The 24478-nt window shown below is 58.5% G+C and carries 24 protein-coding genes; 14 read left to right on the top strand and 10 right to left on the bottom strand.

The window, feature by feature from the left end:
* Positions 1-80: 80 nt before the first annotated feature.
* The 7 genes from hmeg3_RS05255 to hmeg3_RS24640 all read right to left on the bottom strand — a co-directional run bounded on the left by hmeg3_RS05255 (position 81) and on the right by hmeg3_RS24640 (position 6186).
* Positions 81-863: a putative hydro-lyase gene (locus tag hmeg3_RS05255; RefSeq protein ID WP_094566146.1), complete on the bottom strand. Its 783-nt coding sequence runs from the start codon at positions 861-863 to the stop codon at positions 81-83.
* A 16-nt stretch (positions 864-879) separates the two neighbouring features.
* Positions 880-1587 carry an ABC transporter ATP-binding protein gene (locus tag hmeg3_RS05250; RefSeq protein WP_094562811.1) on the bottom strand — a complete coding sequence of 236 codons (708 nt, stop codon included), beginning with the start codon at positions 1585-1587 and terminating at the stop codon, positions 880-882.
* A complete protein-coding gene (locus hmeg3_RS05245; RefSeq protein ID WP_094562810.1) occupies positions 1587-2300 on the bottom strand; it encodes an ABC transporter ATP-binding protein in 714 nt (237 codons plus the stop codon). The genes hmeg3_RS05250 and hmeg3_RS05245 overlap by 1 nt, the downstream gene beginning before the upstream one ends.
* Positions 2297-3346 carry a branched-chain amino acid ABC transporter permease gene (locus hmeg3_RS05240; protein ID WP_094562809.1) on the bottom strand — a complete coding sequence of 350 codons (1050 nt, stop codon included), beginning with the start codon at positions 3344-3346 and terminating at the stop codon, positions 2297-2299. The genes hmeg3_RS05245 and hmeg3_RS05240 overlap by 4 nt, the downstream gene beginning before the upstream one ends.
* Positions 3347-3384: 38 nt before the next feature.
* Positions 3385-4251 carry a branched-chain amino acid ABC transporter permease gene (locus hmeg3_RS05235; protein WP_094562808.1) on the bottom strand — a complete coding sequence of 289 codons (867 nt, stop codon included), beginning with the start codon at positions 4249-4251 and terminating at the stop codon, positions 3385-3387.
* 139 nt (positions 4252-4390) lie between these two features.
* Entirely contained in the window at positions 4391-5677 is a 1287-nt protein-coding gene (locus hmeg3_RS05230; protein ID WP_094562807.1) for an ABC transporter substrate-binding protein, read from the bottom strand.
* A gap of 371 nt (positions 5678-6048) precedes the next feature.
* Positions 6049-6186 carry a hypothetical protein gene (locus hmeg3_RS24640; RefSeq protein WP_157739212.1) on the bottom strand — a complete coding sequence of 46 codons (138 nt, stop codon included), beginning with the start codon at positions 6184-6186 and terminating at the stop codon, positions 6049-6051.
* A 315-nt stretch (positions 6187-6501) separates the two neighbouring features.
* Between hmeg3_RS24640 and hmeg3_RS05225 the strand changes: the two genes are divergently transcribed.
* Positions 6502-10128, top strand: coding sequence for a hydantoinase B/oxoprolinase family protein (locus hmeg3_RS05225; protein ID WP_094562806.1), 3627 nt, complete (start codon positions 6502-6504; stop codon positions 10126-10128).
* Between the two features lie 278 nt (positions 10129-10406).
* Positions 10407-11954 (top strand): methyl-accepting chemotaxis protein, encoded by a 1548-nt coding sequence (locus hmeg3_RS05220; RefSeq protein WP_094562805.1) that lies wholly within the window; start codon positions 10407-10409, stop codon positions 11952-11954.
* An 81-nt stretch (positions 11955-12035) separates the two neighbouring features.
* On the opposite strand, the gene hmeg3_RS05215 is transcribed toward hmeg3_RS05220, so the two are convergent.
* The 3 genes from hmeg3_RS05215 to hmeg3_RS05205 all read right to left on the bottom strand — a co-directional run bounded on the left by hmeg3_RS05215 (position 12036) and on the right by hmeg3_RS05205 (position 16258).
* Positions 12036-13013 carry an aldo/keto reductase gene (locus hmeg3_RS05215; protein WP_094562804.1) on the bottom strand — a complete coding sequence of 326 codons (978 nt, stop codon included), beginning with the start codon at positions 13011-13013 and terminating at the stop codon, positions 12036-12038.
* A gap of 205 nt (positions 13014-13218) precedes the next feature.
* Positions 13219-13518: a hypothetical protein gene (locus hmeg3_RS05210; RefSeq protein ID WP_094562803.1), complete on the bottom strand. Its 300-nt coding sequence runs from the start codon at positions 13516-13518 to the stop codon at positions 13219-13221.
* A gap of 250 nt (positions 13519-13768) precedes the next feature.
* Entirely contained in the window at positions 13769-16258 is a 2490-nt protein-coding gene (locus tag hmeg3_RS05205) for an acyl-CoA dehydrogenase (RefSeq protein ID WP_094562802.1), read from the bottom strand.
* A 401-nt stretch (positions 16259-16659) separates the two neighbouring features.
* Here hmeg3_RS05205 and hmeg3_RS05200 point away from each other — a divergent pair, with 401 nt between their 5' ends.
* From hmeg3_RS05200 to hmeg3_RS05145, 12 genes are all read left to right on the top strand, one after another.
* Positions 16660-17547 (top strand): neutral zinc metallopeptidase, encoded by an 888-nt coding sequence (locus hmeg3_RS05200; protein WP_094562801.1) that lies wholly within the window; start codon positions 16660-16662, stop codon positions 17545-17547.
* Positions 17548-17560: 13 nt separating this feature from the next.
* Positions 17561-17944: an MAPEG family protein gene (locus hmeg3_RS05195; RefSeq protein ID WP_094562800.1), complete on the top strand. Its 384-nt coding sequence runs from the start codon at positions 17561-17563 to the stop codon at positions 17942-17944.
* A 13-nt stretch (positions 17945-17957) separates the two neighbouring features.
* Complete coding sequence (locus hmeg3_RS05190; protein WP_094562799.1) at positions 17958-18227, top strand: hypothetical protein; 270 nt, start codon at positions 17958-17960, stop codon at positions 18225-18227.
* Positions 18228-18293: 66 nt separating this feature from the next.
* Entirely contained in the window at positions 18294-18512 is a 219-nt protein-coding gene (locus hmeg3_RS05185) for an RNA-binding S4 domain-containing protein (protein WP_094562798.1), read from the top strand.
* Positions 18509-19141, top strand: a complete 633-nt coding sequence (locus tag hmeg3_RS05180) for a DUF924 family protein (protein WP_094562797.1) — start codon at positions 18509-18511, stop codon at positions 19139-19141. The genes hmeg3_RS05185 and hmeg3_RS05180 overlap by 4 nt, the downstream gene beginning before the upstream one ends.
* Positions 19142-19338: 197 nt before the next feature.
* Positions 19339-19938, top strand: coding sequence for a type IV pilus modification protein PilV (gene pilV, locus hmeg3_RS05175; RefSeq protein WP_157739211.1), 600 nt, complete (start codon positions 19339-19341; stop codon positions 19936-19938).
* Entirely contained in the window at positions 19939-20856 is a 918-nt protein-coding gene (locus hmeg3_RS05170) for a PilW family protein (protein ID WP_094562795.1), read from the top strand.
* The gene (locus hmeg3_RS05165) at positions 20853-21494 is read left to right on the top strand and encodes a PilX N-terminal domain-containing pilus assembly protein (RefSeq protein ID WP_094562794.1); all 642 of its coding nucleotides are present in this window, start codon (positions 20853-20855) and stop codon (positions 21492-21494) included. The genes hmeg3_RS05170 and hmeg3_RS05165 overlap by 4 nt, the downstream gene beginning before the upstream one ends.
* A gap of 33 nt (positions 21495-21527) precedes the next feature.
* A complete protein-coding gene (locus hmeg3_RS05160) occupies positions 21528-21980 on the top strand; it encodes a type IV pilin protein (protein ID WP_232511876.1) in 453 nt (150 codons plus the stop codon).
* Positions 21981-21994: 14 nt separating this feature from the next.
* Positions 21995-22597 carry a GspH/FimT family pseudopilin gene (locus hmeg3_RS05155; RefSeq protein ID WP_094562792.1) on the top strand — a complete coding sequence of 201 codons (603 nt, stop codon included), beginning with the start codon at positions 21995-21997 and terminating at the stop codon, positions 22595-22597.
* A gap of 90 nt (positions 22598-22687) precedes the next feature.
* On the top strand, positions 22688-23752 hold the full coding sequence (gene ribD / locus hmeg3_RS05150; protein ID WP_094566145.1) for a bifunctional diaminohydroxyphosphoribosylaminopyrimidine deaminase/5-amino-6-(5-phosphoribosylamino)uracil reductase RibD: 1065 nt from the start codon (positions 22688-22690) through the stop codon (positions 23750-23752).
* 17 nt (positions 23753-23769) lie between these two features.
* On the top strand, positions 23770-24384 hold the full coding sequence (locus tag hmeg3_RS05145; protein ID WP_094562791.1) for a riboflavin synthase: 615 nt from the start codon (positions 23770-23772) through the stop codon (positions 24382-24384).
* Positions 24385-24478: the final 94 nt, after the last annotated feature.

The raw sequence follows: 24478 nt of genomic DNA, 5'->3' as shown, positions 1-24478 counted from the left end.
GGTTCTTGGCAGGCGAACCCACCGCTGGGATTGGTGGACGATCAAGCGAATGCTTGATCGCCGTGTCGTTTGCGCTTACCTCATTCGTTCAGCCGGTCGGTAACGAACATCTTGCCGGGTGCATGCGTGATGCAGAACGGCAGCCTGCTGAGTTCGGCGACATACTGAGGCGTCACGCCGCAGGCCCAGAACACCGGCAATTCGTCACCCATGATCTCGACCGCGTCGCCAAAATCGGGACGCATCAGGTCGGCGATGCCGATGGCTTGCGGATTGCCGATATGTACCGGTGCACCATGAACTTGCGGCAGCCGGGCGGTGATTTCCACCGCCTTTGCCACATCACGGCTCTTGACCGGGCGCATGCTGACCACCGCATTGCCGGTGAAGCGCCCGGCAGGCACGCAGGGCATATTGGTTCTGTACATGGCGACGTTGCGTTGCTGCTCAATGTGGCGCAGTGGAATGCCGCCTTCGATCAATGCGCTCTCGAAAGAGAAGCTACAGCCGATCAGAAAGCTCACCAGATCGTCACGCCAGTATTCGGAGATGTCGGCGACTTCTTTGATCATCACGCCGTTTTCGAAGAGGCGATAGCCCGGCAGGTCGGTACGCAAATCCGCACCGGGCGCCGTACGCGGCTCAAATGCACCGGCGTCCAGCACCTCCACCAGCGGGCAAGGCTTGGGATTGCGCTGACAGAACAGGAGGAAATCGAAAGCGTATTCCTTCGGCACGATCATCAGATTGGCCTGCACGTGGTTGTCGGCATAGCCTGCGGTCGGCCCGTCAAATTCGCCGCTGCGGCACAGTGCGCGTAAGTCTGCAGCGGACAAGGCATCATCAAAAACTGCCATGTTCATCTTCATTTCACTCATCTCACAGCCCTCCGAGGTAAGCCTTCTTGATGTCTTCGTTGTGCAGCAGTTCGTCGCCGGTGCCTTGCATCACGATGCGGCCGGTCTGAATCACGTAGCCATAATCCGCAATCGCCAGCGCCTTGTGCAGGTTCTGCTCCACCAGCAGGATCGACACGCCCTTGGCGTTGACTTGCTGGATCGTGTCGAGCACCTTGGTGACGAACTTGGGAGCAATACCCCACGACGGCTCGTCCAGCAACAGCAGACGCGGCTTGGCCATCAGGCCGCGCGCAATCGCCAGCATCTGCTGCTCGCCGCCGCTCATGGTGCCGGCCAGCTGATGACGGCGTTCCTTGATGATCGGAAAAGTCGCATACATGTCTTCGATCGACTCTTCGATCTCGTGCTTGTTGCTGCGCGTATAAGCACCCAGTTCCAGATTGCGCTGCACGGTCAGGCGGCCGAACAGACGGCGGCCTTCCGGCACCAGCGACAGACCGAGACCGACGCGGTCAAAAGGCGGCACCTTGCCGATGTCGGTGTTGTCGAAGACGATGCTGCCGGCGTCGACCTTGTTGAGACCGGCAATCGCACGCAGCGTGGTCGATTTGCCGTTGCCGTTGCCGCCTACCAGCGCCACCAGACTGCCCGGCTTGACGTCGATGTCGACTTTGGACAGGGCCAACACGCCGTCGTAGCTGGCTCGCAGATTTCTCACCTGTAGCATCATTCATCTCCCAAATAAGCGGCGATCACATGCGGATCATTGGATACGTCGTGCGGCGAACCGTCGGCAATCTTCTTGCCGTAGTCGAGCACCACGATCTGGTTGGCGATCGGCATGATGCCTTCCAGCACGTGTTCCACGATCAGGCAGGAAATGCCCTGGTCGCGAATCTTCAGCACGACGTCCACGGTCTCGCGCACTTCAGTCGGGTTGAGACCGGCCATGACTTCATCCATCAGCAGCAACTTTGGTTTGACCGCCAGCGCACGCGCCACGGCAAGGCGACGTTGTTCGCTGATGGTCATGCTGCCGGCCGGCTTGTCGGCGAAGCGGCCGAGGTTGACGAAGTCGAGCAGCTCCTGCGCGGTGCGGCGCGCGGCACCGACGCCACGCTCGTTGAGGAAGACGCCGACCATCACGTTTTCCAGCGCGGTCATGCTGGTGAAGGTGCGTGCCACCTGAAAGGTGCGGCCGATGCCGACACGCGCGCATTGCTCCGGCGTCATGCCGGAAATTTTCATGTCCTCCAGCCAGATGTCGCCCGTGGTCGGCGGCGAATAGCCGGCGATGCAGTTGAACATGGTGGTCTTGCCGGCGCCGTTGGGGCCGATCAGGCCGACGATTTCACCGGCCTGGACCGTGAAGGAAATATCCTGGTTCGCGGTCAGGCCGCCGAATTTCTTGTAGACGTTTTCAACACGTAACAGACTCATTTGGATTCCTCCTTGGCGGCGTTTTCTGCTTGCGCCTTGACGGCTTTGCGGCGTGCGAACGTGCTCTTCAAATAGCCGAGGATGCCGTTCGGGTAGTACACCGCGATCACTATGATCAGCGCGGCGTAGATGATCAGATCGGTGCCCCGGCCTGAGCCGCCGAACAGGGTGCGCGTGCCTTCTTCGATCGCAGTCAGCAGACCGGCGCCGACCAGCGGGCCGAACAAGGTGCCGATGCCACCGAGGATGGCCACCAGCGCCATCTTGATCGACATGCCGGTGCCAAGCACCGAGGCCGGATCGATGTAGAGCTCTTTCTGCGCGTACAGGCTGCCGCCCATGGCGGTGAAAAAACTGCTGACGGCGAACGCGATCTGCTTGTAGCGGGACAGGCTGACACCGAGGCTGCGCGCGGCATCCGGCTCATCCTTGATGGCGCGGAAGTAATAGCCGAGGAAGCTGCGTTCGATGATGAAGTTGGCCAGCAGCGTGATCAGCAGCAGACCCAGCGCGATGTAGTAGTACGGTTCCTTGCTGGCGAAGATCATGTTGGCCCAACCGCCCTCGCCCATCGGAATCGTCAGACCGACGGCTGCACCGGCGAAGTCCCAGTTGGTGAAGACGATCTGAATGATTTCCGCCACTGCAATCGTGGCCATCGCAAAGTAATGGCCCTTGAGACGGAAGCAGGACCAGCCGATCACCAGGCTGACCAGGGCTGCAAGGACGCCGCCGACGATCATGGCAAACCATGGATTGATGCCATAGATCGAGAACAGGATCGCCGAGGTGTAAGCGCCGATACCGTAAAACGCGACGTGGCCCAGCGAGACCTGGCCGGCGTAACCGCCGACGATGTTCCACGACACGCCGATCTGCGCCGCCATCAGGATCAGGATCGCAAGATTCTGGTGCGACGGGCTGGTGATGTAGAGCGGCAATGCCAGCGCGAGCACCAGCAGCGCGACCAGCAAGGCGTGGATTTTGTTGAAGCCGTTGACTGACGCGCCCGGCGTCAGTGGCAGACTGGAAGTGGTTTTGAGCATGGGTTTCTCTCTAATATAGTTGGCGGTCAAGACAAGAATCAGGCCTTGCCCATCAATCCTTGCGGACGGAACATCAGCACCGTCAGGAACAGCACCAGCACGATCGCCATCTTGTATTGCGGCCCGAGAAACAGACCGCCCATCACTTCGATCACACCGACCAGCACCCCGGCGATCAGCGCGCCGACCACGCTGCCGAAGCCGCCCAGGTTCACCACCACGAAGGCGATCAGGATGAAGTTGGCGCCGACCTCCGGAAAGATAGGAAAGAAGGTCGACAGCAATGCCCCCGCTACACCGGCACAGGCAGCGCCGACGCCCCAGGCCAGCGCGAACATTTTTTGCGAATCGATGCCCATGAGCTGTGCCGCTTCCTTGTCGGCCGCCGTCGCTTCCAGCGCAGCGCCAAGTTTGGTACGAGTCAGGAAGGCATAGATCACGCCGGTGACCACGATTGCGCCGATGCCGGCTGTGAGCTGGGGCGAACCGATCTGGATGCCGCCAAGGGACACATGCCCGGCGACCATCGAGTTTTCAACCGTACGGAAATCAGCCTTCCAAAAGAACTGCGCGATGCCGCGGAACAGGATCATCAGCCCGAAAGTCGTGAAGATCTGCGACACCATCGGCGCATTGGTGATCTTGCGAATCACCAGCTTGTACAGCACGGTACCCAGCGCGAACAGGAACAAGGCCGTCAGCGGCAAGGTAAAAATAGGATCCAGCGCATACAGCGCGAACAGCCAGAAGCTGGAATACATACCGAACATCAGGAATTCGCCATGCGCGAAATTGACGATGTCCATGACGCCGAAGATCAGCGTGAGACCAATCGCTACGAGCGCATAAATCAGTCCGATCAACAAACCGGACGCCAGGGTCTGCACCAAAATTTCCCAAGTCATAAATTTCCCCTTAACGCTATTTACGCGCCGTAAATACCTGCGACAAAAATTGAATCTGAATTGAATCTGAACAGCGGGGCCGCCGCATTACTGTGTATCGATGTTTTGGTTACGGCGACCCGCCGATGCTGCAAAGAAATTACTTGCGTTGATCCCACTTCGGCATCGGCCACACGATGTCGCGCGTTGCCATGTCGAACGGCCACACGGTGTAGTACTTGCCGTTGATGATTTGCAGCAGAATGCCGGAGCTCAGCGTGTTCTGGCCGTGCTCGTCGAACTTGATGCCCTTCCACGGCATGATCAGTTTGTTGCCTGGAATATTGGTTTCCGACAGCGCCTTGCGGATTGCTTCCGGATCGGTGGAACCGGCACGGTTGATCGCATCAGCCAGTGTCATCAGACCGGTGAAGGTGCGCGACGAGTTGCCGGTGAAATTGATCTTGAAGCGTGCGTTGAACAGATCGTTGACTTGCTTGATCAGCGGATTCTTGCCGGCCAGATCGAGTGACCAGACGTCACGGGTGACGATGTAGTCGGCATCCTTGCCCAGGGTTTTCACAAATTCCGTATCGATGAAACCGGCGTCGTTGGCCAGGATCATGTCCGGCGTGAAGCCCAGTTCCTTGTAGGTCTTCATCGACAGGATGGCGTCGCCGAGGTAAGACGACTGCAGCACGACTTGCGGTGCGGCGGCTTTGAGCAACTGCACTTCCGAGGTCAGCTGGGTGCTCTTGGCCGGATAGACGATGGTCTTCACCAGATCGTAGCCACGGTCCTTGGACAGCTTGGTTTCCAGCTTGGTGGTTTCGTTGCCCCACAACGTGTTTTCGTTGAAGGCGCCGAGCTTGCTGATCTTGATGTTCTTCTTGGCTTCCAGCTCCTTGAAGAATTCATAGAAGTTGGTGACGAACAGATCGTCATGCGCTGTCGTGCGGAAGAACCACTTGAAGCCGCGCTGGGTCAGCGATGCCGACGACGACTCCGGGTTCAGGTAAGGCACCTTGTAGCGTTCTGCGACCTGGCTGGTGGTGGCAGTGACGTTGCTGAAATAGGCGCCGACAACCGCCACAACCTTCTCTTGCGTGATCAGGCGCTCGGCTTCGGTGGCGCCGACTTGCGGGTTGCCTTGCGAATCAGCGAACACCAGCTTGATCTTGGCGCCCTTCAGGTTGGGCAGACCGCCACCGGCCGAGAACGGCAGATTGGGTACGCTCTTGGCGCCGTTGTTGATGATGTCGGCGGCCAGTTCCAGCGCGTCTTTCATTTCTGCGCCGGTGGATGCGGCGGCACCGCTGAGCGGGTAGATGACGCCGATCTTGATTTCCTGCTGCTGTGCCTGCGCCGAATAGGCCGCAACACAGAAGGACACGGCGAGGCCGGCTTTGACGAGATGTTTAGCGTGTTTGAAGACGGGACCTAACATGATGAGACGCTCCTTGTTATATCGATGAATGACATCTAAAAATTCCCCCCACTGCATGAGACCTGAAGCGGGAGCTACCCAAAAATCACCACAGTTGCTACCGGTTTTTTGCCGGTTTTCTACCAGCTTTTTTATCAATTCACAGCCATCGCAAAACCGACGGATGTGTTGATCCACTCCAGGCCGATAAGCCGGCTGGACTTGTTTGCACTGCTCAGTACGCGCTGTACCGATGTGACGCAGCCGCCCGCAAGGGCTGACCGGCACAGTGGCGCGGCGTTACTGATGCTTTCCGATATTGCTGACGCTACTGGTGCTGCCTGATTACTGATTGCTGACTGCTGATTGCTATCGACTTCTCGACTCAGGATTCATCGAACTTGCCCTGCTTGCGCTGCTCTTGCGTTGCTATTCGCCGGTGTTTGGCCGACGTCGAGGGCACGCTCAAAAATGGCGGCGGTGTCTGCGCTGGTTTGCGGTCCGCTCTTTTTTGTCTGGTTTTCATCCATTTTTTGTCTCCTTTATTTTTTTGTTGAATCCTATATGTTTCGTCGATAATATGTCAATAAATTATTAATATTAAAAACAACAAATGATCGCCAAATCATTAACGAGTTATTAGCAAAGCGCGTGCCAGTTTTTTAGAACGATCGCCACTTCAGACGCAAACACAGACGCATCAAGGCTTTAAGGAGGATTTAGCTGGTTTTTCCGGTGTTTCCTCAGACAAACGTTCGACTCTTATCGCACGGTTTATGTGCAAAGTGTCGACAATTCATCAACAAAAATGCACCTAAAAGTTCATTTGAGAAAGGCAATGCACCATGAATCAAGAGCAGACCAAACTGGGGGAACAACGCTGGCAGTTCTGGATTGACCGCGGCGGCACGTTTACCGACATCGTTGCGCGCCAGCCGGACGGCACGTTATTGACACACAAACTGCTGTCTGAAAATCCCGAGCAATATAAGGACGCAGCCGTCGCCGGCATCAAGCGTCTGCTCGGACTCAAACCTGAAGAGGCGATTTCGCCGGAACAGGTGGAAGCAGTAAAGATGGGCACCACCGTCGCCACCAATGCCCTGCTTGAGCGCAAGGGTGATCCGACCGTGCTCGTCATCACCAAGGGATTCCGCGACGCCTTGCGCATCGCGTATCAAAATCGTCCGCGCCTGTTCGACCGCAACATCGTCTTGCCGGAACTGCTGTTTGAAAAAGTTGTGGAAGTCGATGAACGTCTGAGCGCGCACGGCGACGTGGTGCAAGCGCTTGATACCGTATCGGTGCGCCAGCAACTCGCAGCTTTATATAAAGAAGGCTATCGCGCCGTCGCCATCGTGCTGATGCACGGCTATCGCTTTACCGCGCATGAAGAAAAGCTGGCGGAGATCGCCACCGAACTCGGCTATACGCAGGTCTCTGTCTCGCATGAAGTCAGCCCCATGATGAAGCTGGTCTCGCGCGGCGACACCACAGTCGTTGACGCTTACCTGTCGCCTATCCTGCGCCGCTACGTCGATCAGGTCGCTGGTGAAATGGAAGGCGTGCGCCTGCTCTTCATGCAAAGCAATGGCGGACTGACCGACGCGCATCGTTTCCAGGGCAAGGACTCGATCCTGTCCGGTCCTGCCGGCGGTATCGTCGGCATGGTGCGTACGGCGGAGACGGCCGGTTTCGACAAGATCATCGGCTTCGACATGGGCGGCACCTCGACGGATGTATCGCACTATGCGGGTGAGTTCGAGCGCGAGTTTGAAACCCAGGTCGCCGGCGTGCGCATGCGTGCACCGATGATGAGCATACACACCGTGGCTGCGGGCGGTGGATCTATCCTGCATTTTGACGGTACGCGCTATCGTGTCGGCCCTGACAGCGCCGGCGCCAATCCCGGCCCGACCAGTTATCGCCGCGGCGGCCAGCTGGCTGTCACCGATTGCAATGTCATGCTGGGCAAGATTCAACCGGCTTACTTTCCCAAGGTGTTTGGCCCGGCGGCCGATGAAGCACTCGACCGTGATGCGGTGGTGCAGAAGTTCACCGAGCTGGCTGATCGCATCTTTGCAGAAACCGGAAATCGCCGCACGCCGGAGGAAGTCGCGGAAGGCTTCATCGAAATCGCCGTCGGCAACATGGCCAACGCGATCAAGTTCATCTCGGTGCAGCGCGGCCACGACGTCACCGATTACACGCTGACGACCTTCGGCGGCGCCGGTGGTCAACATGCCTGCCTGGTGGCGGATGCGCTAGGCATGACGCGCGTCTTCGCCCATCCTTTCGCGGGTGTGCTGTCGGCTTACGGCATGGGTCTGGCGGATCAGACCGCCATGCGCGAACAGGCGATGGAGCTGCCCTTGACCGGCTACTCCATCAGCAAGCTCGACGCCGAGCTGAACAAACTGGCGACACAAGCCAGCGACGATCTGTTGTCGCAGGGCGTGACACCAACCCAGATCAACGTTCTCAAGCGTGCGCACCTGCGCTATGACGGCACCGACTCGGTGATCGTGGTGGCCTTCGGCGATATCGCGAGCATGGTGTCGCAGTTCGAATCGGCGTACAAGAAACGCTACTCTTTCCTGATGCCGGACAAGAACATGATCATCGAAGCCATCTCGGTGGAAGCCATCGGCGTGTCCAATGATCGCGAAGAGAAAGTCGAGCAATTGCCGCCACGCGACGGTGCGCTGCAATCGACCGAAACCGTGAAACTGTTCTCCGGCGGTCAATGGCATGACACTGCACTGTATCGCCGCGAAGACATGCGCCCCGGCGACGTCGTGCACGGCCCGGCCATCGTTGCAGAGAAAAACGCGACCAACATCGTCGAACCGGGCTGGCTGGCAGAAGTCACGCCGCTGAACCATCTGGTGATGCAACGCTATCAGGCGCGCGTGCAGCGCAAAGCCATCGGCACCACCGCTGATCCGGTGATGCTGGAAGTGTTCAACAACCTGTTCATGAGCATCGCGGAACAAATGGGCCTGCGCCTGCAAAACACTGCCTTCTCGGTCAACATCAAGGAACGCCTGGACTTCTCGTGCGCGCTGTTTGATGCGCAAGGCAACCTGATTGCCAACGCGCCGCACATCCCGGTACATCTTGGTTCGATGGGCGAAAGCATCCGCACCATCATCCGCGAGAACGCCGGCAAGATGCAGCCGGGCGACGTCTTCATGCTCAACGATCCGTATCACGGCGGCACGCATTTGCCGGACATCACCGTGATCACGCCTGCCTTCGACAAGGACGGCCGCGACATCCTGTTCTATGTCGGTTCACGTGGCCATCACTCGGACATCGGCGGCATCACGCCGGGTTCGATGCCGGCCAACAGCACCGTGGTGGAAGAAGAAGGCATCCTGATCAACAACTTCCAGCTGGTGCGCGCAGGCCGCTTCCTGGAACAGGAAACCGTGACCCTGCTCAGCTCCGGCCCCTACCCTGCACGCAACATCGCGCAGAATCTGGCCGACCTGCAAGCGCAGATCGCCGCCAACCAAAAAGGCGTCGACGAGTTGCTGAAAATGGTCGATCACTTCGGCCTGGACGTGGTGCAAGCCTATATGGGTCACGTGCAGGACAACGCCGAAGAAGCCGTGCGCCGCGTCATCACGCTGCTCAAGGACAGCAGCTACGACTACCCGCTCGACAACGGCGCGGTGATCAAGGTTGCGATCCGCGTGAACCATGCCGAGCGCACCGCCGACATCGACTTCACCGGCACTTCGCCGCAGCTGAACAACAACTTCAACGCGCCAAGTGCGATCTGCATGGCGGCGGTGCTGTATGTGTTCCGCACGCTGGTGGACGATGAGATTCCGCTCAACGCGGGCTGCCTGAAGCCGCTCAACGTGATCATCCCGGAAGGCTCGATGCTGAACCCGCGCTATCCCGCGGCAGTCGTCTCGGGCAACGTCGAAACCTCGAGCTGCATCACCAATGCACTCTATGGCGCACTCGGCGTGCTGGCCTCGGCGCCGGGCACGATGAACAACTTCACCTTCGGCAACGGCGAATATCAGTACTACGAAACCATCTCGGGCGGATCGGGTGCGGGCAAGGGTTTCAACGGCACTGATGTAGTGCAGACGCACATGACCAACTCGCGTCTGACCGATCCGGAGATTCTGGAGTGGCGTTATCCGGTCCGGCTGGAAAGCTACGAGATCCGCGAACACTCCGGCGGCGCCGGCCAATGGCATGGCGGCAACGGCGGCGTGCGCAAGATCCGCTTCCTCGAAGCAATGACGGCATCGATCCTGTCGAACAACCGTATCGTCCCGCCCTTCGGCGCGGCGGGTGGTGACCCGGGTCAGTGCGGCCAGAACATGGTGATCCGCAACGATGGTACGCAGGAAGAACTGAGTTTCGTCGCCAGTACGGAGATGAACCCGGGCGACGTGTTTGTGATCGCCACGCCGGGCGGCGGAGGTTTTGGCAAACCCGTCTGAAGTTGTTGCATGGTTATAAATAGTTTTTTCTGAGCAAGTCGTCCCTTTGCGGTATTGCCCTTCTTTCCGAAAGGCAATACCGTTTTTTTTCAGGAAAAGACTGAGGCTTTACCCGTCAATTCGATGCTTTCAAAGCCAAGCGCCGTGCTAAGATTTTTCACAATAAATACGACCCCGTATCTTCGGTAAGCGTTATATAAAAACCAGAGAGACGATAGAAAATCGTGGTGCAAGAAGCATTTACTCGTCGCAGGAATATTTAAAAAGGGGAACACGCAGTGAACAACCTGTCTTTGAAGCAGAAGCTTTGGCTTCCGCTGATTTTCTCTTGGGTCGCGCTGTTTGCGCTGTCGCTCTGGAACATTTACGAAACCAGAAATCTCCAGATCTCAGATCGCCAGCATGCGCTGGTTGATATCACGGAGATGTCCTACTCCCTCGTCAGCGGGCTTGCCCAGCAAGCTGCCGACGGCAAGATGTCGGTTGACGATGCCAAGAAGATGGCGATCGCCCGCGTATCCGACCAGCGCTATACCGGCAGCGGCTACATCACATTGGTCGGCGCAGATTCGGTGGTAGTCATGCATCCGACCAGCCCCAAACTCAACGGCAAGAACATGTACGACTTCAAGGACGCCAAGGGCAACGAGCTCTACAAGATGATCGCCGCGACAGGCTCATCGGCGGCCGGCGAAGGCTTCCTGGAATATTGGTGGCCGCGTCCCAAGGAAGAAAAAGCCAGCCCGAAGATGGGCTTCGTCAAACGCTTCAAACCATGGAACTGGGACTTCATCGCCAGCGTGTATCAGGATGACATCCAGACCGACTTTTACCGCGCGCTGATCCGCGCCGGTGTCGTGCTGCTGATTCTCGGTGCGGTGATGTCGGGTATTGCCATACTGGTGGTGCGCAATATCTATCGCTCCATCGGTGGTGAGCCAAGCGAAGCATCGCAAATTGCACGCAAGATTGCTGAAGGCGACCTCACCGCCGTCATTGCCGTACGCAAGGGCGACGAAGCCAGCCTGGTGTCTTCAATCGCCTACACACGCGATCGCATGGTCGATACCGTCAATAGCATCCTGAGCGCAACCGGCTCGATCAAGCAATCGGTTGACGAAATCGCCAGCGGCAACATGGACTTGTCCAACCGTACCGAAGAACAAGCGAGCTCGCTGGAAGAGACCGCTTCCGCGATGGAAGAGATCACCTCGACCGTCAAGCAGAACGCCTCCAACGCCAGACAGGCCAGCGAACTTGCGGTATCGGCTTCCGCAGTTGCGGAGCAAGGCGGTAACGTGGTGCAGCAAGTAGTGAAGACCATGGATTCGATCAATGCCTCGTCGAACAAGATCGTGGAAATCATCAGCGTCATTGACGGGATCGCCTTCCAGACCAACATCCTGGCCTTGAACGCGGCCGTGGAAGCGGCACGTGCCGGTGAACAGGGTCGCGGCTTTGCAGTGGTGGCGTCGGAAGTGCGCAGCCTGGCGCAACGCTCGGCTGCAGCCGCCAAGGAAATCAAATCGCTGATCGACGGCTCGGTACAGGAAGTGCGCGCCGGTTCGGATCTGGTCGGTCAGGCAGGCAAGACCATGGGCGAAGTAGTCGACAGCATCCGCAAGGTCAGCGAAGTGATCAAGGAAATTGCCGTCGCCAGCCACGAGCAAAGCGAAGGCATCGATCAGGTCAATCTGGCCATCACGCAGATGGACGAAGTCACGCAGCAAAATGCCGCGCTGGTGGAAGAAGCCGCCGCCGCATCGAAGTCGATGCAAATGCAGGGCGACAATCTGGTGAAGGTGGTCAGCGTGTTCAAGCTGTAAGCCCACGTTCCATTAAAAAAGCCCACGACCGCAAAGTCGTGGGCTTTTTATTGATGGCGTCGATGATGTTTTACCACTAACTCAGTACGGGCCGCGAATCGCTGCATGAATCTTATCGCGATACAGCGCAGCCAGCTTCTCGTGCAGCGCGGCCGGCAAACGCGGCATCGCCGATGCACTGGCGTTCGACAATACCTGCGCAGGTGAACTGGCGCCGGGGATGATGACCGATACGGCGTCGTGATCCAGGATCCAGCGCAAGGACATCTGCGCCATGTTCATGCCGGCGGGCACCAGCGCGGCAATTTCTTGCGCCAGGTCGACGCCGGTCGCGAACTCCAGACCGGCGAAGGTTTCACCGACATTGAATTGCTGGCCGTCGCGGTTGAAGTTGCGGTGATCGTCCGGCTTGAAGGTGGTCGCACGCGTCATCTTGCCGCTCAGCAGACCGCTTGCCAGCGGCAGGCGCACGATGATGCCGACACCCTTTTCTTTTGCCCTCGGCAACAGTTCTGCCAACGGCTTCTGGCGGAAGATGTTGAAGATCACTTGCAGCGAAGTCATGCCCTCCTGCTCAAGGCAAAGCAAACCTTCTTCCACGGTCTCGACGCTGGCGCCGAAGCGGCTGATCAGCCCGTCCTGGCGAAGCTCGCGCATCCAGTCGAAAATCTTGCCGTCCTTGAGCACGGCCGGCGGCACGCAATGCAGCTGCGTCAGGTCGAGCTTGTCGACGCCTAGGCGTTCCAGCGAACGCTGTGTTGCAGTGCGTACGGCATCGCGGCTGTAGCCGTCCGGATAAATCGCGCCGCGTCCGAGCTTGGTGGCGACGGTGAGATCCTTGTGCGATTTCAGAAACTGGCCGATCGAACGTTCACTGGCGCCGTCACCATAGACGTCGGCGGTATCGATGAAGCGCACGCCGGTGGCGTAGGCTTGCGCCAGCGTTTGCTGGGCGACGTCATTGTCCCAATGATCACCCCAGCCACCGCCGAGTTGCCAGCATCCCAGGCCGACTTCAGGAACGGTAAGGCCATCGCTGGCGAGCTTGCGTGTTTGCATGTGTTGTCCTTGTTGTTGAGACCACTGAATGTGCTGCCGATGTGCAGTCAGCGCGGAGGCGGCTATGGTATGTCCGCTGCTGCGCGCTTTCCAATGAATTATTTGCTGCTGTGAATACGTTTTTTGGCATCGCTTGCGCCTGTTGATTACCAAATGAGAAAAGGCCGGTATCTCTACCGGCCTTTTCCTTAAAGCTGATCAGCGATTAACGCGCGAAGAATGCAACCACGCCATATACAAACCCGGCAAACGGCCCGACCACGACAATCGTGACCAGCAGCACTTCGGCCAGCACGTAGGCGATGGCACCGGCGGCGATGCTCGACAGATAGGCAGTGGCATCGAGCGCACCCGGTACGAACAGGTTGATCAGCGCCAGCACGATGGCAGCGATGCCAAGACCCACGATGACGCGGAACTTGGTGGGGCGGTATGGGTTCAGCCACCGGAATGGCGGCGCGACGTCAGCTGAGCTGGAGGACAAGCTGTTGGAGGATGTAGTCATGACAGTACCGGATTCGAACAGAGAAGAGATTAAAGCGGCGTCCCTCGCAAACGCTAAACACGTTAAACCTGTTCAACGCCGGACAGACGATCGTGGCCGCCATTATAAGCCTTTGCGCGGCATCGACAAAGGCCGCGCCCCTTGACGTACTGTCAACTGAATCAGAACAAACGCCGAACAAACACATCTTCTTCAGTGCCGGATACCGTGATGAGGGCATCCGGCCTGAATCTTCGGTATATCTCGTGCGTCAGGCGCTTCTGACCAATACCGGTTCTTGTGGCTTTTGCAACGCCTTGCCCATGTCGAGATCGGGGCCAAAATCGTCCACTTGTACCGTGATGTCGCCGTAATGTGCAAAGTCGTCCAGCACCAGCCGCTCGTCGGCGTTGATCAGGCCCTGCTCCATCGCACGTGCATTCCAGCGCCGCATTTCAATCAGGCTTTGCGGTATCGGCGGCAATATGCCGTCCTTGATGGATTGCTTGAGGCGCGTCTCGATTTCATGCACTTGCGGCAGCAAGTTGAAGGCACGCTCGCCGCTGCCCAATGGGTCGGTTTCGGCATCGGGCTGATAGACGTCAGCCACCAGACGGTCGCGCGATGCGCCGGGTGTCTGCATGGCGACCGCGACTGCGCCGGCAAGCCGATCCGAGGGCTTGCGATACGACAGACCCAGTGGAAACATCCAGATACGCAACGCCAGCGAGATAAAGGGATTGGGGAAGTTGTCGAGCACTTCAAGCATCGCTTCCTGCGCGCGATAGAGGGCATCCTGCACCGACCATTCCAGATACGGCAGGTCGTCGCGCTGGCGACCGTCGTCTTCATAGCGTTTGAGCGTGGCGGAGATGAGATAGAGCTGCGACAACACATCGCCCAGACGTGCCGAGATCCGTTCACGGAATTTCAACGAACCGCCCAATACCAGCATCGACACATCCGTCAACAAAGAGAAACACGCCGACATGCGCGACACGGCGCGGTAGTAGACGCGTGTTTCTTCAGCGGCATTGGTCGGCGCGCCTGCCAGCAGCCCTGCACTCAGGCCGAATACCAGCGCGCGCGCCATGTTGGCGGCCACGAAGCTCAGATGGCCGAAGAAAGCCTTGTCGAAATCTTCCAGCGCGCGGTCATGATCGGTGTCGTTGGCGGCGGCCATTTCCTTGAGCACATACGGATGGCAGCGGATTGCGCCCTGCCCGAAAATGATCAGACAACGCGTCAGGATGTTGGCGCCTTCCACCGTGATGGCAATCGGAATCTGCTGATACACACGCGCCAGAAAATTGCCCGGCCCCATGCAGATGCCCTTGCCGCCGATGACATCCATACCGTCGTTGACGACGATCCGGCCGCGTTCAGTAACGTGGTATTTGGAGATCGCCGAAATTACCGACGGCTTCTCACCGGCGTCGACCGCCAGCGAAGACATGCGGCGCGTCGCGTCCATCATGTAGAGATTGCCTCCCATACGCGCCAAGGCTTCCTGGATGCCTTCGAACTTGCCGATCGCGATCTTGAATTGACGGCGCATGGCGGCGTAGGCGCTGGTGCCGCGCACCGCCATTTTGGAAAAACCCACGCTGGACGACGGCAACGAAATGGCACGGCCTGCCGCCAGACATTCCATCAGCATGCGCCAGCCTTTGCCGACCTGCGCTTGTCCGCCGATCACCCAGTCCAGCGGGATGAAGACGTTGTCGCCGGACGTCGGGCCGTTCTGGAATACAGCGTTCAGCGGCCAGTGACGGCGACCGGTGACGACGCCGGGATGCCTGGTCGGAATCAGTGCGCAGGTGATGCCGGGTTCCGCATTGCCGCCCAGCAGATGATCCGGATCAAGCGCACGGAATGCCAGGCCGAGTACGGTGGCGACCGGCGCCAGGGTGATATAGCGCTTGTTCCACGTCACGCGGAAGCCCAGCACTTCTTTGCCTTCATGCATGCCCTTGCAGACAATGCCGACATCGGGAATTGCCGCCGCGTCGGAACCGGCATAAGGGCTGGTCAAGGCAAAGCAGGGAATTTCTTCGCCACGCGCCAGGCGCGGCAGGTAGTGATTCTTTTGCTCTTCCGTGCCGTAGTGGAGCAGCAACTCTGCCGGTCCCAGCGAGTTGGGCACCATCACCGAAATCGCCGCAACCGAACAGCGCGAAGACAGCTTCATGATCACTTGCGAGTGCATGTAAGCGGAGAATTGTTTGCCGCCGTATTGCTTCGGAATGATCATCCCGAGGAAGCCCTTGTCCTTGACGAATTGCCAGGCTTCCGGCTGCAGGTCTTGCCAGGCGACCGTGGTGTCCCAGTCGCTGACCATGGCGCAGAGTTGCGTGACTTCGTTGTCGAGGAAAGATTGCTCTTCCGCCGTCAATGTCGGCGGCGGCAATTGCATGAGCTTGTTCCAGTCAGGCTTGCCGGAAAACAGATCGGCATCCCACCAGACGGTACCGGCCTCAATGGCATCGCGTTCGGTATCGGACATGCTCGGCAAGATCTTGCGGAAGACGTCCAGCGCCGGGCGCGTGATCAGCGTCTGCCGCACCGACTTGATGGCGATGAGCAGCGTCGGCACGCACAATATGATCGCCAGCAATACGCAGACGACGGCGTTGGCCTGATCGGTGACGCCGCCTACCCATATCCAGGCCAGTTCGGCCACCAGCCAGGTCCATGCGCCGACACGCATCATCATCAATGCAAGGGCGCCTGCTACAAAAACAACGAGCCATAAGATCATGAGAGTCTCCCGTTCGAAATTGCTGTTATCTGCATGACAACACTGCAACATCAACATAGAAGATGTACGGCGCAGGCAGTCATGCTGCTTATGGTGCAAAGAACGATGCAAACGAGGATGCTATAAGAACGCTACATACCGAACGCTGCGTGCCAGGCACGGAGCGCATTGAGCGTATTGAGATATTCCCACAGAAGTTGCGATTGTGAAAACCTTTGCAGCACATCACCGCGCGATGCTGCCGCATCCTGCCGCACTTATCTTGATGACCGCATTTCTCCGCAGAAATTCATTCTTTTCCTGTTTGCGGCGATATGGACGCACGGAAACCATCTTGCCGGGCACGAGTCCATTACAATCTCGCTTACTCGACGTATTCAGCAGCAATCAAGGAAACAATTATGAAATGGGAAGGCAATCGCGAAAGCGACAATGTTGAAGACCGCCGCGGCGAAGATGGCGGTGGCGGAGGAGGTGGTTTCTCCTTCGGTGGCCGTTCGATCGGGCTGGGCGGCATCGCCGTTGCGCTGGTGGCTTCCTACTTTCTCGGCATCAATCCACTGACCGTCATCAACATGCTGAGCGGTGGCGGCGGCCAGGTCGCACCGGTGCAGCATTCCGCGCCGGCGCACAAACCGCCGCCGGATGATCAGATGGCGCGCTTCGTATCGACCGTGCTGGCCGATACCGAAGACACCTGGGGCGAAATCTTCAAGGCCGGGGGCGCGACCTACGTTCGTCCGAAGCTGGTGCTGTTCTCCGGCAGTACACCGACCGCCTGCGGCACGGGTCAGACCGCAACCGGCCCGTTCTACTGCCCCGGCGACCAAAAAGTCTATATTGACCTGAGCTTCTACAAGTTGATGCAGCAGCGCTTCAACGTGACCGGCAATTTTGCGCAAGCGTATGTGATCGCGCATGAGGTCGGCCACCACGTGCAAAATCTGCTGGGCATCTCCGGGAAGGTCGACAAGGCCCGCCGCAACATGTCGGAGAAACAGTCGAATGCGCTGTCGGTGCGACTGGAACTGCAAGCCGACTGTTTTGCCGGCGTCTGGGCCTACCACGCCAATGAGGCGCGTCACATCATCGAGCAAGGCGACATCGAAGGCGCACTCAACGCGGCATCGGCCATCGGCGACGATGCGCTGCAACGTCAGGCGCGCGGCGAGGTGGTGCCGGACTCTTTCACGCATGGCACCTCGGCGCAACGCGTGAACTGGTTCAAGCGCGGTATCACGCAAGGCAAGGTCAGCGCCTGCAATACTTTCGAAGCCAAGACGCTGTAAGACAAGGACATCCATGCAAATTTCCTACTGGTGCATTCTGATTGCCGGCCTGCTGCCGATGCTGACGGTTGCGGTCGCCAAATATGGCAAAAGGGATTTTGACAATTCCGAACCGCGCGCGTGGCTGGACAAACAAACCGGCCTGCGCCGCCGCGCCGATTATGCGCACCGCAATCATTTTGAAGCACTGCCCTTCTTTGCCGCCGCCGTGCTGGTGGCGCAGCAAACCGGCGCTGCGCAAACATGGATCGACGGCCTGGCGATGGCGTTCATCGCGGCACGTCTGGTCTACACGGCGCTGTATCTGAACGACTTGCCGAGCTTGCGCTCGCTGTCCTGGTGCGTCGGCTATGCCTGCGTCATCGGCCTGTTCGTCGCCTCTGCCTTACACTCTTGATCTTCCTTTCGCCATGAGCAACGCCAGCATCCAAACCCTGCACGACGCACTCAACTCCCTGCGCGACGGCGACATCAATGTTGCCGCCTTCTGCGAAGCCTGGCGCGCGCAAAGCGATTTGCTCAAGCGCCTGCCGCCACGCTATGAAGAAGTCGCCGAAGACCTGCTCGGCCGCCTTGAAGCGGGCAGCCTGTTCACTGAAGAAAGCTGCTCCTTCAGTCAGGAAGACCTGCTGAACAATCTCGCCGTGTGGCTGCACAAGGCCGAGAAGACACTCGTTTGATTTTTATTGAATTACTTTATTGAAGCATTGTTGAAGCGTCTTTGAAGCATCTATGAGAAGGTTGATATGCAACACCTGGAATTCCAACTGCAAGGCCCCTACGTCGAACTGAACCAGTTGCTGAAGCTGGTCGGACTGTGCGACAGCGGCGGCGCCGGCAAAGCCATCGTCGCCGACGGCAACGTCAAGGTAGACGGCAGACAGGAGCTGCGCAAGACCTGCAAGATTACCGCCGGCCAGACCGTGGCGCTGGGCGACGTACGTATCCGCGTGCTGGCAGAATGAGTACGCCGGAACATATCGACGCCATCCTGGCATTCTGGTTCGGCGCCGACGGCAGTGGCGCTGATACCGCCGTCGCCACCATCGCCGCCCGCCAGTCGGCGCTGTGGTGGGGCAAGGATGCGGCTGTCGACCAAGACATCAAATCGCGCTTTGAAACCGATCTGCTGGCCACCGCCGGCAACCAGCGCGACGACTGGGCCGACACGCCGCAAGGCATGCTGGCGCTGATCCTGCTGCTGGATCAGTTCTCTCGCAATATGTATCGCGATACGGCCAAGGCATTCTCCTTTGATGCACTGGCGCAGCAATGCTGCCATCTCGGTCTGGCGCAGGGTTTCGACCAGCAGCTGTCGCCGCTGCAGCGGGTCTTCTTTTATCTGCCGCTGGAACACTCCGAAGATCTCGACGATCAGGAATATGCCGTGCAACTGTTTCGCACACTCGCCAGGCAAAGCGCCAAGGACGATCCGGCCTGCAAGGCAAGTTTTGACAACTATCTGAAGTTCGCAGACCAGCATCACGCCATCATTGAACGCTTCGGCCGTTTTCCGCATCGCAACGCCATTCTCGGACGCCCGTCCACTGCCGAAGAGGCGGCGTTTTTAAAAGAGCCGCATTCATCTTTCTGAATGCGTGCGCGGCACTAGCATGCCGTCGCTCCGGGTTGCCCCTCCCCGCCATCCCCTCTTCGCCTTCAATATCGACATTGAAGGCGAAATATCTCCACGAGAACTTGGCAAAAAATTTAGGTAACGCAGATATTGCTTGCTACGGCTGACGTAGCACGCGGTTTCAGCTTGTTTGCCGTCAAAACTCCTTCACAATCTTGGCTTTTTTACGTGACCACGCCATGTGCATCCATGTGAGCAAGCCCGGCAAAAAATCGCAGGAAAACGGTTTTACCCTCATCGAAGTATTAGTTGCTATCACCCTTCTAGCGCTAGGTGCAAGCGGCGTCGCCGCGATGCAATTACGCGCCTTGCGCATGACGCAGCAAAGCGGATTTCAAACTACAGCAACACAACTGGCTGTCACCTTGGCTGAACTCATGCGCACCGATTCTGCGTCGGCACGATTGCCCGCCAGCCCGTATCTGTTTTCTTATCAGGCTGACGCGATAGACAATTCCACGACGCCATCCTCCCTCGCCTGCATACAGCACGTCTGCGATGGCGCCGCCATGGCGACAGCAGAAATACAGGGATGGCAACAACAATTGCGGCAAGCACTGCCGCAGGCAAGAGCCGTCGTTTGCCGCGACAGTAATCCGGCAACCACGAACAAACTGCAATGGTCCTGTGATCACGCAGCAAATGCTGCGATTGTCATCAAAATCGGCTGGTCGGCAAGAGAAGCCGGCTCTGCCAGCGCCGCATCTAGCACGAGAGAAGCCTCTCCGCGCATTGCTATTGCCGTCGCCATTTAAATGCTGCCTCGCCACCCACGTCGCCAAGCGGGCCTAAGCCTGATCGAACTCATGATTGCCATGGCGCTTGGCATGGGGGTTGCTCTCGCGTCGCTGGCTTTGCTCAACGCAGCAAAATCCAGCTACGTCGCCGTCAGCGACGGTGCACTGGTGCAAGACAACGGACGTTACGCCATCGACGTCTTGAGCCGCGCGATCCGGCAGGCGAACTTTGTCCCTTACGATCATCCGGCATTTACAGATTTCCCTTCGCTGGACACAACATTGCTTCAACCTGGTGTTTCCGGACTAGATAACGCCAGACTTGACGACCAGACAATCGCTCTTACTGTACCAATAGAGAACACGACGAACTACAACAGCGATGTGCTTGCGATCCGCTATTTCGGTTCCGGAGCCGGCCATAAGGCGGATGGCAGTATCCTGAATTGCGCTGGTTTCGCCGTGGCAGCGCCTGCCAATGCAGCGATGATCGAGACGCCTGTCAAAGCGAACAATGAGCGCGGCTGGAGCATTTTTTTTGTCGCTGCCGATAGTCACGGTGAACCGGAACTACGCTGCAAGCATCTCACTAAAAAAGATGGCAACTGGGATGCGACTGCTATCGCGCGCGGTATCGAAGCTTTTCAGGTTCTGTATGGTGTCGGCGACCACAATGACGGCCCTATGACGCAATATCGCAATGCTTCACAAATGACGGATCAACAGTGGCGTCAAGTGATTGCCGTACGCATTGCCATGCTGGTACGCGGCGAACAAAACGGCGGCAACGATGCGCCAGAAAGCGTATATGAGCTCTTTGGCCCGGCTTATCGCAATAGCCTCGACCCTGGCGTCACGATCACGGAACTCAAACAGCCGCACCGGATACGCAAACTGTTTCAGACCACGATACGCTTACGCAACATGCCGCCATGATGACACGCCATCGCCAATCCGGCGCATCCCTGCTGATTGCCCTGATCATGCTGATCGTTGTCATGTTGCTGGGCGTGACGGCAGCACGCATGTCGCTGATGAACGAAAAATCCTCGCGCAGCGACCGCGACCGGCAAATCGCCTTCGAAGCGGCCGAGGCGGCCCTGCGCGACGCGGAGCTGGATCTGTCTGCCGGGCCGGACAATTCGGCCAATGGTCGCGGGCAAATGGGTGCCTTTCCTGCGTTGCCCGGGCGCTGCAATGAGAGCGGCCCGTTCGCTGGACTATGCCATGCCGGCAAGACGCCGTTGTGGACGACATTCAACATGCTTGCGCCAACGCCATGGGTCGAATATGGCCGGTATTCGGGGCAGCATTTTCCGTACGGCGCAGCTTCTCTTGCATCGCGTCCACCGCGTTATCTGATTGAACTTATCGAAGTTGGTAAACCAAGTGCATCTATATCCGCTTTGCAGCGCTTGCGCATCACAGCCATCGGTTTCGGCAGCAGAGAAAGCACGCAAGTGATTCTGCAATCCGTCTATGCCATTCATGCCATCCATGCCGCTCCCGACTCCCCCGGCAAATCCCCGGTGAGGATCAGCTGGCGGGAAATCGGCAACTGGCAGGAAATCTGAGGTTTCATTCTATAGGCCCCTATGCCCCCAATCATGACCATCCCCTCTCGCGGCTTTACCCTGATCGAACTGATGTGCGTCGTCAGCATCATCGGCCTGCTCTCGCTGGTCGCTTACCCGACCTATCTCGGCGTCATCACCAAAGGAAAGCGCGTCGAAGCGCGCGCGGCGCTCATGCAAGCCATGCAGGAACAGGAACGCCATTTTTCTCACTACAACAGCTACGCGGCCTACACCGCCGCCAACGCCAATTCCTTCCTCTGGTATTCAGGCAGCACGCCGGCAGGCAGCGCTTATCAGATCAGCGCAGCAGCCTGTCCCGGCCAAGCCATCCAGCACTGTGTCGTGTTGTCCGCAACACCCGGCGGGCCGCAAGTCGATACGCACTTCAAGGACGAAGTGTGCGGTACGCTGACCTTCAACAGTCTCGGCGAAAGAACCGCTGCGGGCATGCCGGCCGCAGCGGCGCCGGCAGCGTGCTGGTGAAGGAGCAATGCAACATGCAGGCACATGGCTCCCTTCACCGTCGCCATGCACATCCTGCCGGCTTCACCCTGCCCGAACTGCTGATCGTGCTGTGCATCATCGGCATCCTGCTGGCTGCCGGCGTGCCAAGCTTTCGGGCGTATCTGCAAACCCAGCAGGTCATCACGGCATCAAGTCAGTTCCTGTTTGCGTTGAATCTGGCGCGCAGTGAAGCCATTCAGCGCGGCGCACGTGTCGACCTTGCCCCGCGCGACGGCCTGCGCTGGGAAAACGGCTGGGTGGTATTTCTCAATAAAAACGGCGATGGCCGCCCGCAGTTCGATGCTGGCGACGAACTCATTTACAGCTACGACGACCGTATTCCCGGCTTGCAAGTCGCCACCACCCTGAGCGACAAGTCTTATCCCTACATCGCTTACAATGGCAACGGCAGACCGCGCAGCAATCTGAGCGTGCTGACGTCGCAGTGGGGATCCTGGCAATTTTCGCTCAACGGCAAAGAAAGAGTCGTGCGTGTCACCCTCGCCGGCCGCGCCCGCTTGTGCAACCCGGCAGACGACGCCAGTTGCCGATTCAGGGGTGCCAGCAGTAGTAACAACGCGCCGGACAACCATTAGCCATTACCATCAACATAGACAACGCCTACAACCAACGTGTCCACCGATCAGTCTCTCTATTCCATCGATATCGATAGCGATCAGCAAGCCATGGCGCTGGCGCTGGAGCAAGCCGCGCTCGGCATGTTCACCACCACACCCAATCCCCGCGTCGGCTGTGTGATCGTCAAGAACCGCCGCATCATCGGCGCCGGTTTCACCCAGCCGCCCGGCGGCAACCACGCTGAAATCCAGGCGATGAAAGACGCACAGGAACGCGGCAACGAGGTGCGCGGCGCAACCGCCTATGTCACGCTCGAACCCTGCAGCCATTTTGGCCGCACACCACCGTGCGCCGATGCGCTGGTCAACGCCGGACTCGGCCGGGTTGTTTCGGCCATGACCGATCCCAATCCACTGGTCGCCGGAAAAGGTTTGGAAAAATTGCAAACCGCCGGCATCGCCGTCGTTTCCGGCCTGATGCAGGATGCTGCCCATGAAATGAACATCGGTTTCTTCAAGCGCATGCAGCAGGGCACGCCGTGGATACGTATGAAATCGGCCGCCAGCCTCGACGGCAAGACCGCGCTGCATAACGGCAAGAGCCAGTGGATCACCGGCCAGGCGGCACGCGACGACGGTCATTTCTGGCGTGCGCGCGCCTGCGCCATCGTCACCGGCATCGGCACCGTCAAGGACGACAATCCGCAGTTGAGCGTACGCGCCGTCAACACCCCGCGCCAGCCGCGCCGTATTGTCATCGACAGCAAGCTGACACTCTCACCATCCGCCAATATCCTGACCGGCGGCGGCACCTGGGTGTTCACTGCCAGCGAAGATCGCGAAAAAATTGCCGCATTGGAAGATCAGGGCGCTGAAATCATCGTCCTGCCCAATCCCGCCAACAAGGTTGACCTGCCGCGCGTGATTGCCGAACTGGGCAAACGCCAGCTCAACGAAGTCCACATCGAAGCCGGCTCCAAGCTGAACGCTTCGCTGATTCGCGAAGGCTGCGTCGACGAGCTGTTGCTGTATCTCGCGCCCAACCTGCTCGGCGACGGCCGCAGCATGTTCGACCTGCCGGCGCTGGACGATCTGTCCGGCAAGATCTCTCTGCGCTTCCACGAGGTCAAGCAAATCGGCGAAGATTTGCGTATCCTTGCACGGTTCCGTTAATTTATTTGGGCTTCATTATGTTTACAGGCATCGTTGCCGCTGTCGGCAAAATCACTTCCGTTCACCCCCTGGGCAACACCGCCGACGCCGGCGTGCGCCTTGACATCGATGCCGGCGCACTGCCGATGGACGACGTCGCGCTGGGTGATTCGATTGCCCTCAATGGCGCCTGCATGACCGTCGTCGAAAAGACGCCAAAAGGCTTCACCGTTGATGTCTCGCGCGAGAGCCTTAACCTCACCGCCGGTCTTGATGCGCCGGGTGAAGTCAATCTGGAAAAAGCCCTGACCCTGGCAGAACGCCTCGGCGGCCATCTGGTCTCCGGCCACGTCGACGGCCTCGGCGTGGTGCGCAAGTTTGAACCGGTCGGCGAATCCTGGGAACTGATCGTCGAAGCCCCTGCGGCACTCGGCAAGTATCTCGCCTACAAAGGCTCCATCGTCGTCAATGGCGTCTCGCTCACCGTCAACCGCGTGGAAGACGTCGCCGGCGGCTGCCGCTTCTCGATCAACCTGATCCCGCACACGATTCAGGTCACCACGCTCAAGCACCTGAAGGTCGACAGCAAGGTCAATCTGGAAATTGATCTGATTGCGCGTTATGTCGAGCGTATGCTGTCCGCCGCCAAATAAATCCACATCGAAACCGGACAGCCTGCAGTCTGTCCGGTTGCACTGCCGGCGCTGTCTCCCCTATATCCCCGGTTCACGCCTCCGTCGCCTTCTT

Origin of the sequence: Herbaspirillum sp. meg3 (assembly GCF_002257565.1) — a bacterium.
Taxonomy (GTDB): domain Bacteria; phylum Pseudomonadota; class Gammaproteobacteria; order Burkholderiales; family Burkholderiaceae_D; genus Herbaspirillum.
The sequence above is the reverse complement of the archived record's forward strand: the minus strand, read 5'-3'. Positions and strand labels throughout refer to the sequence as shown.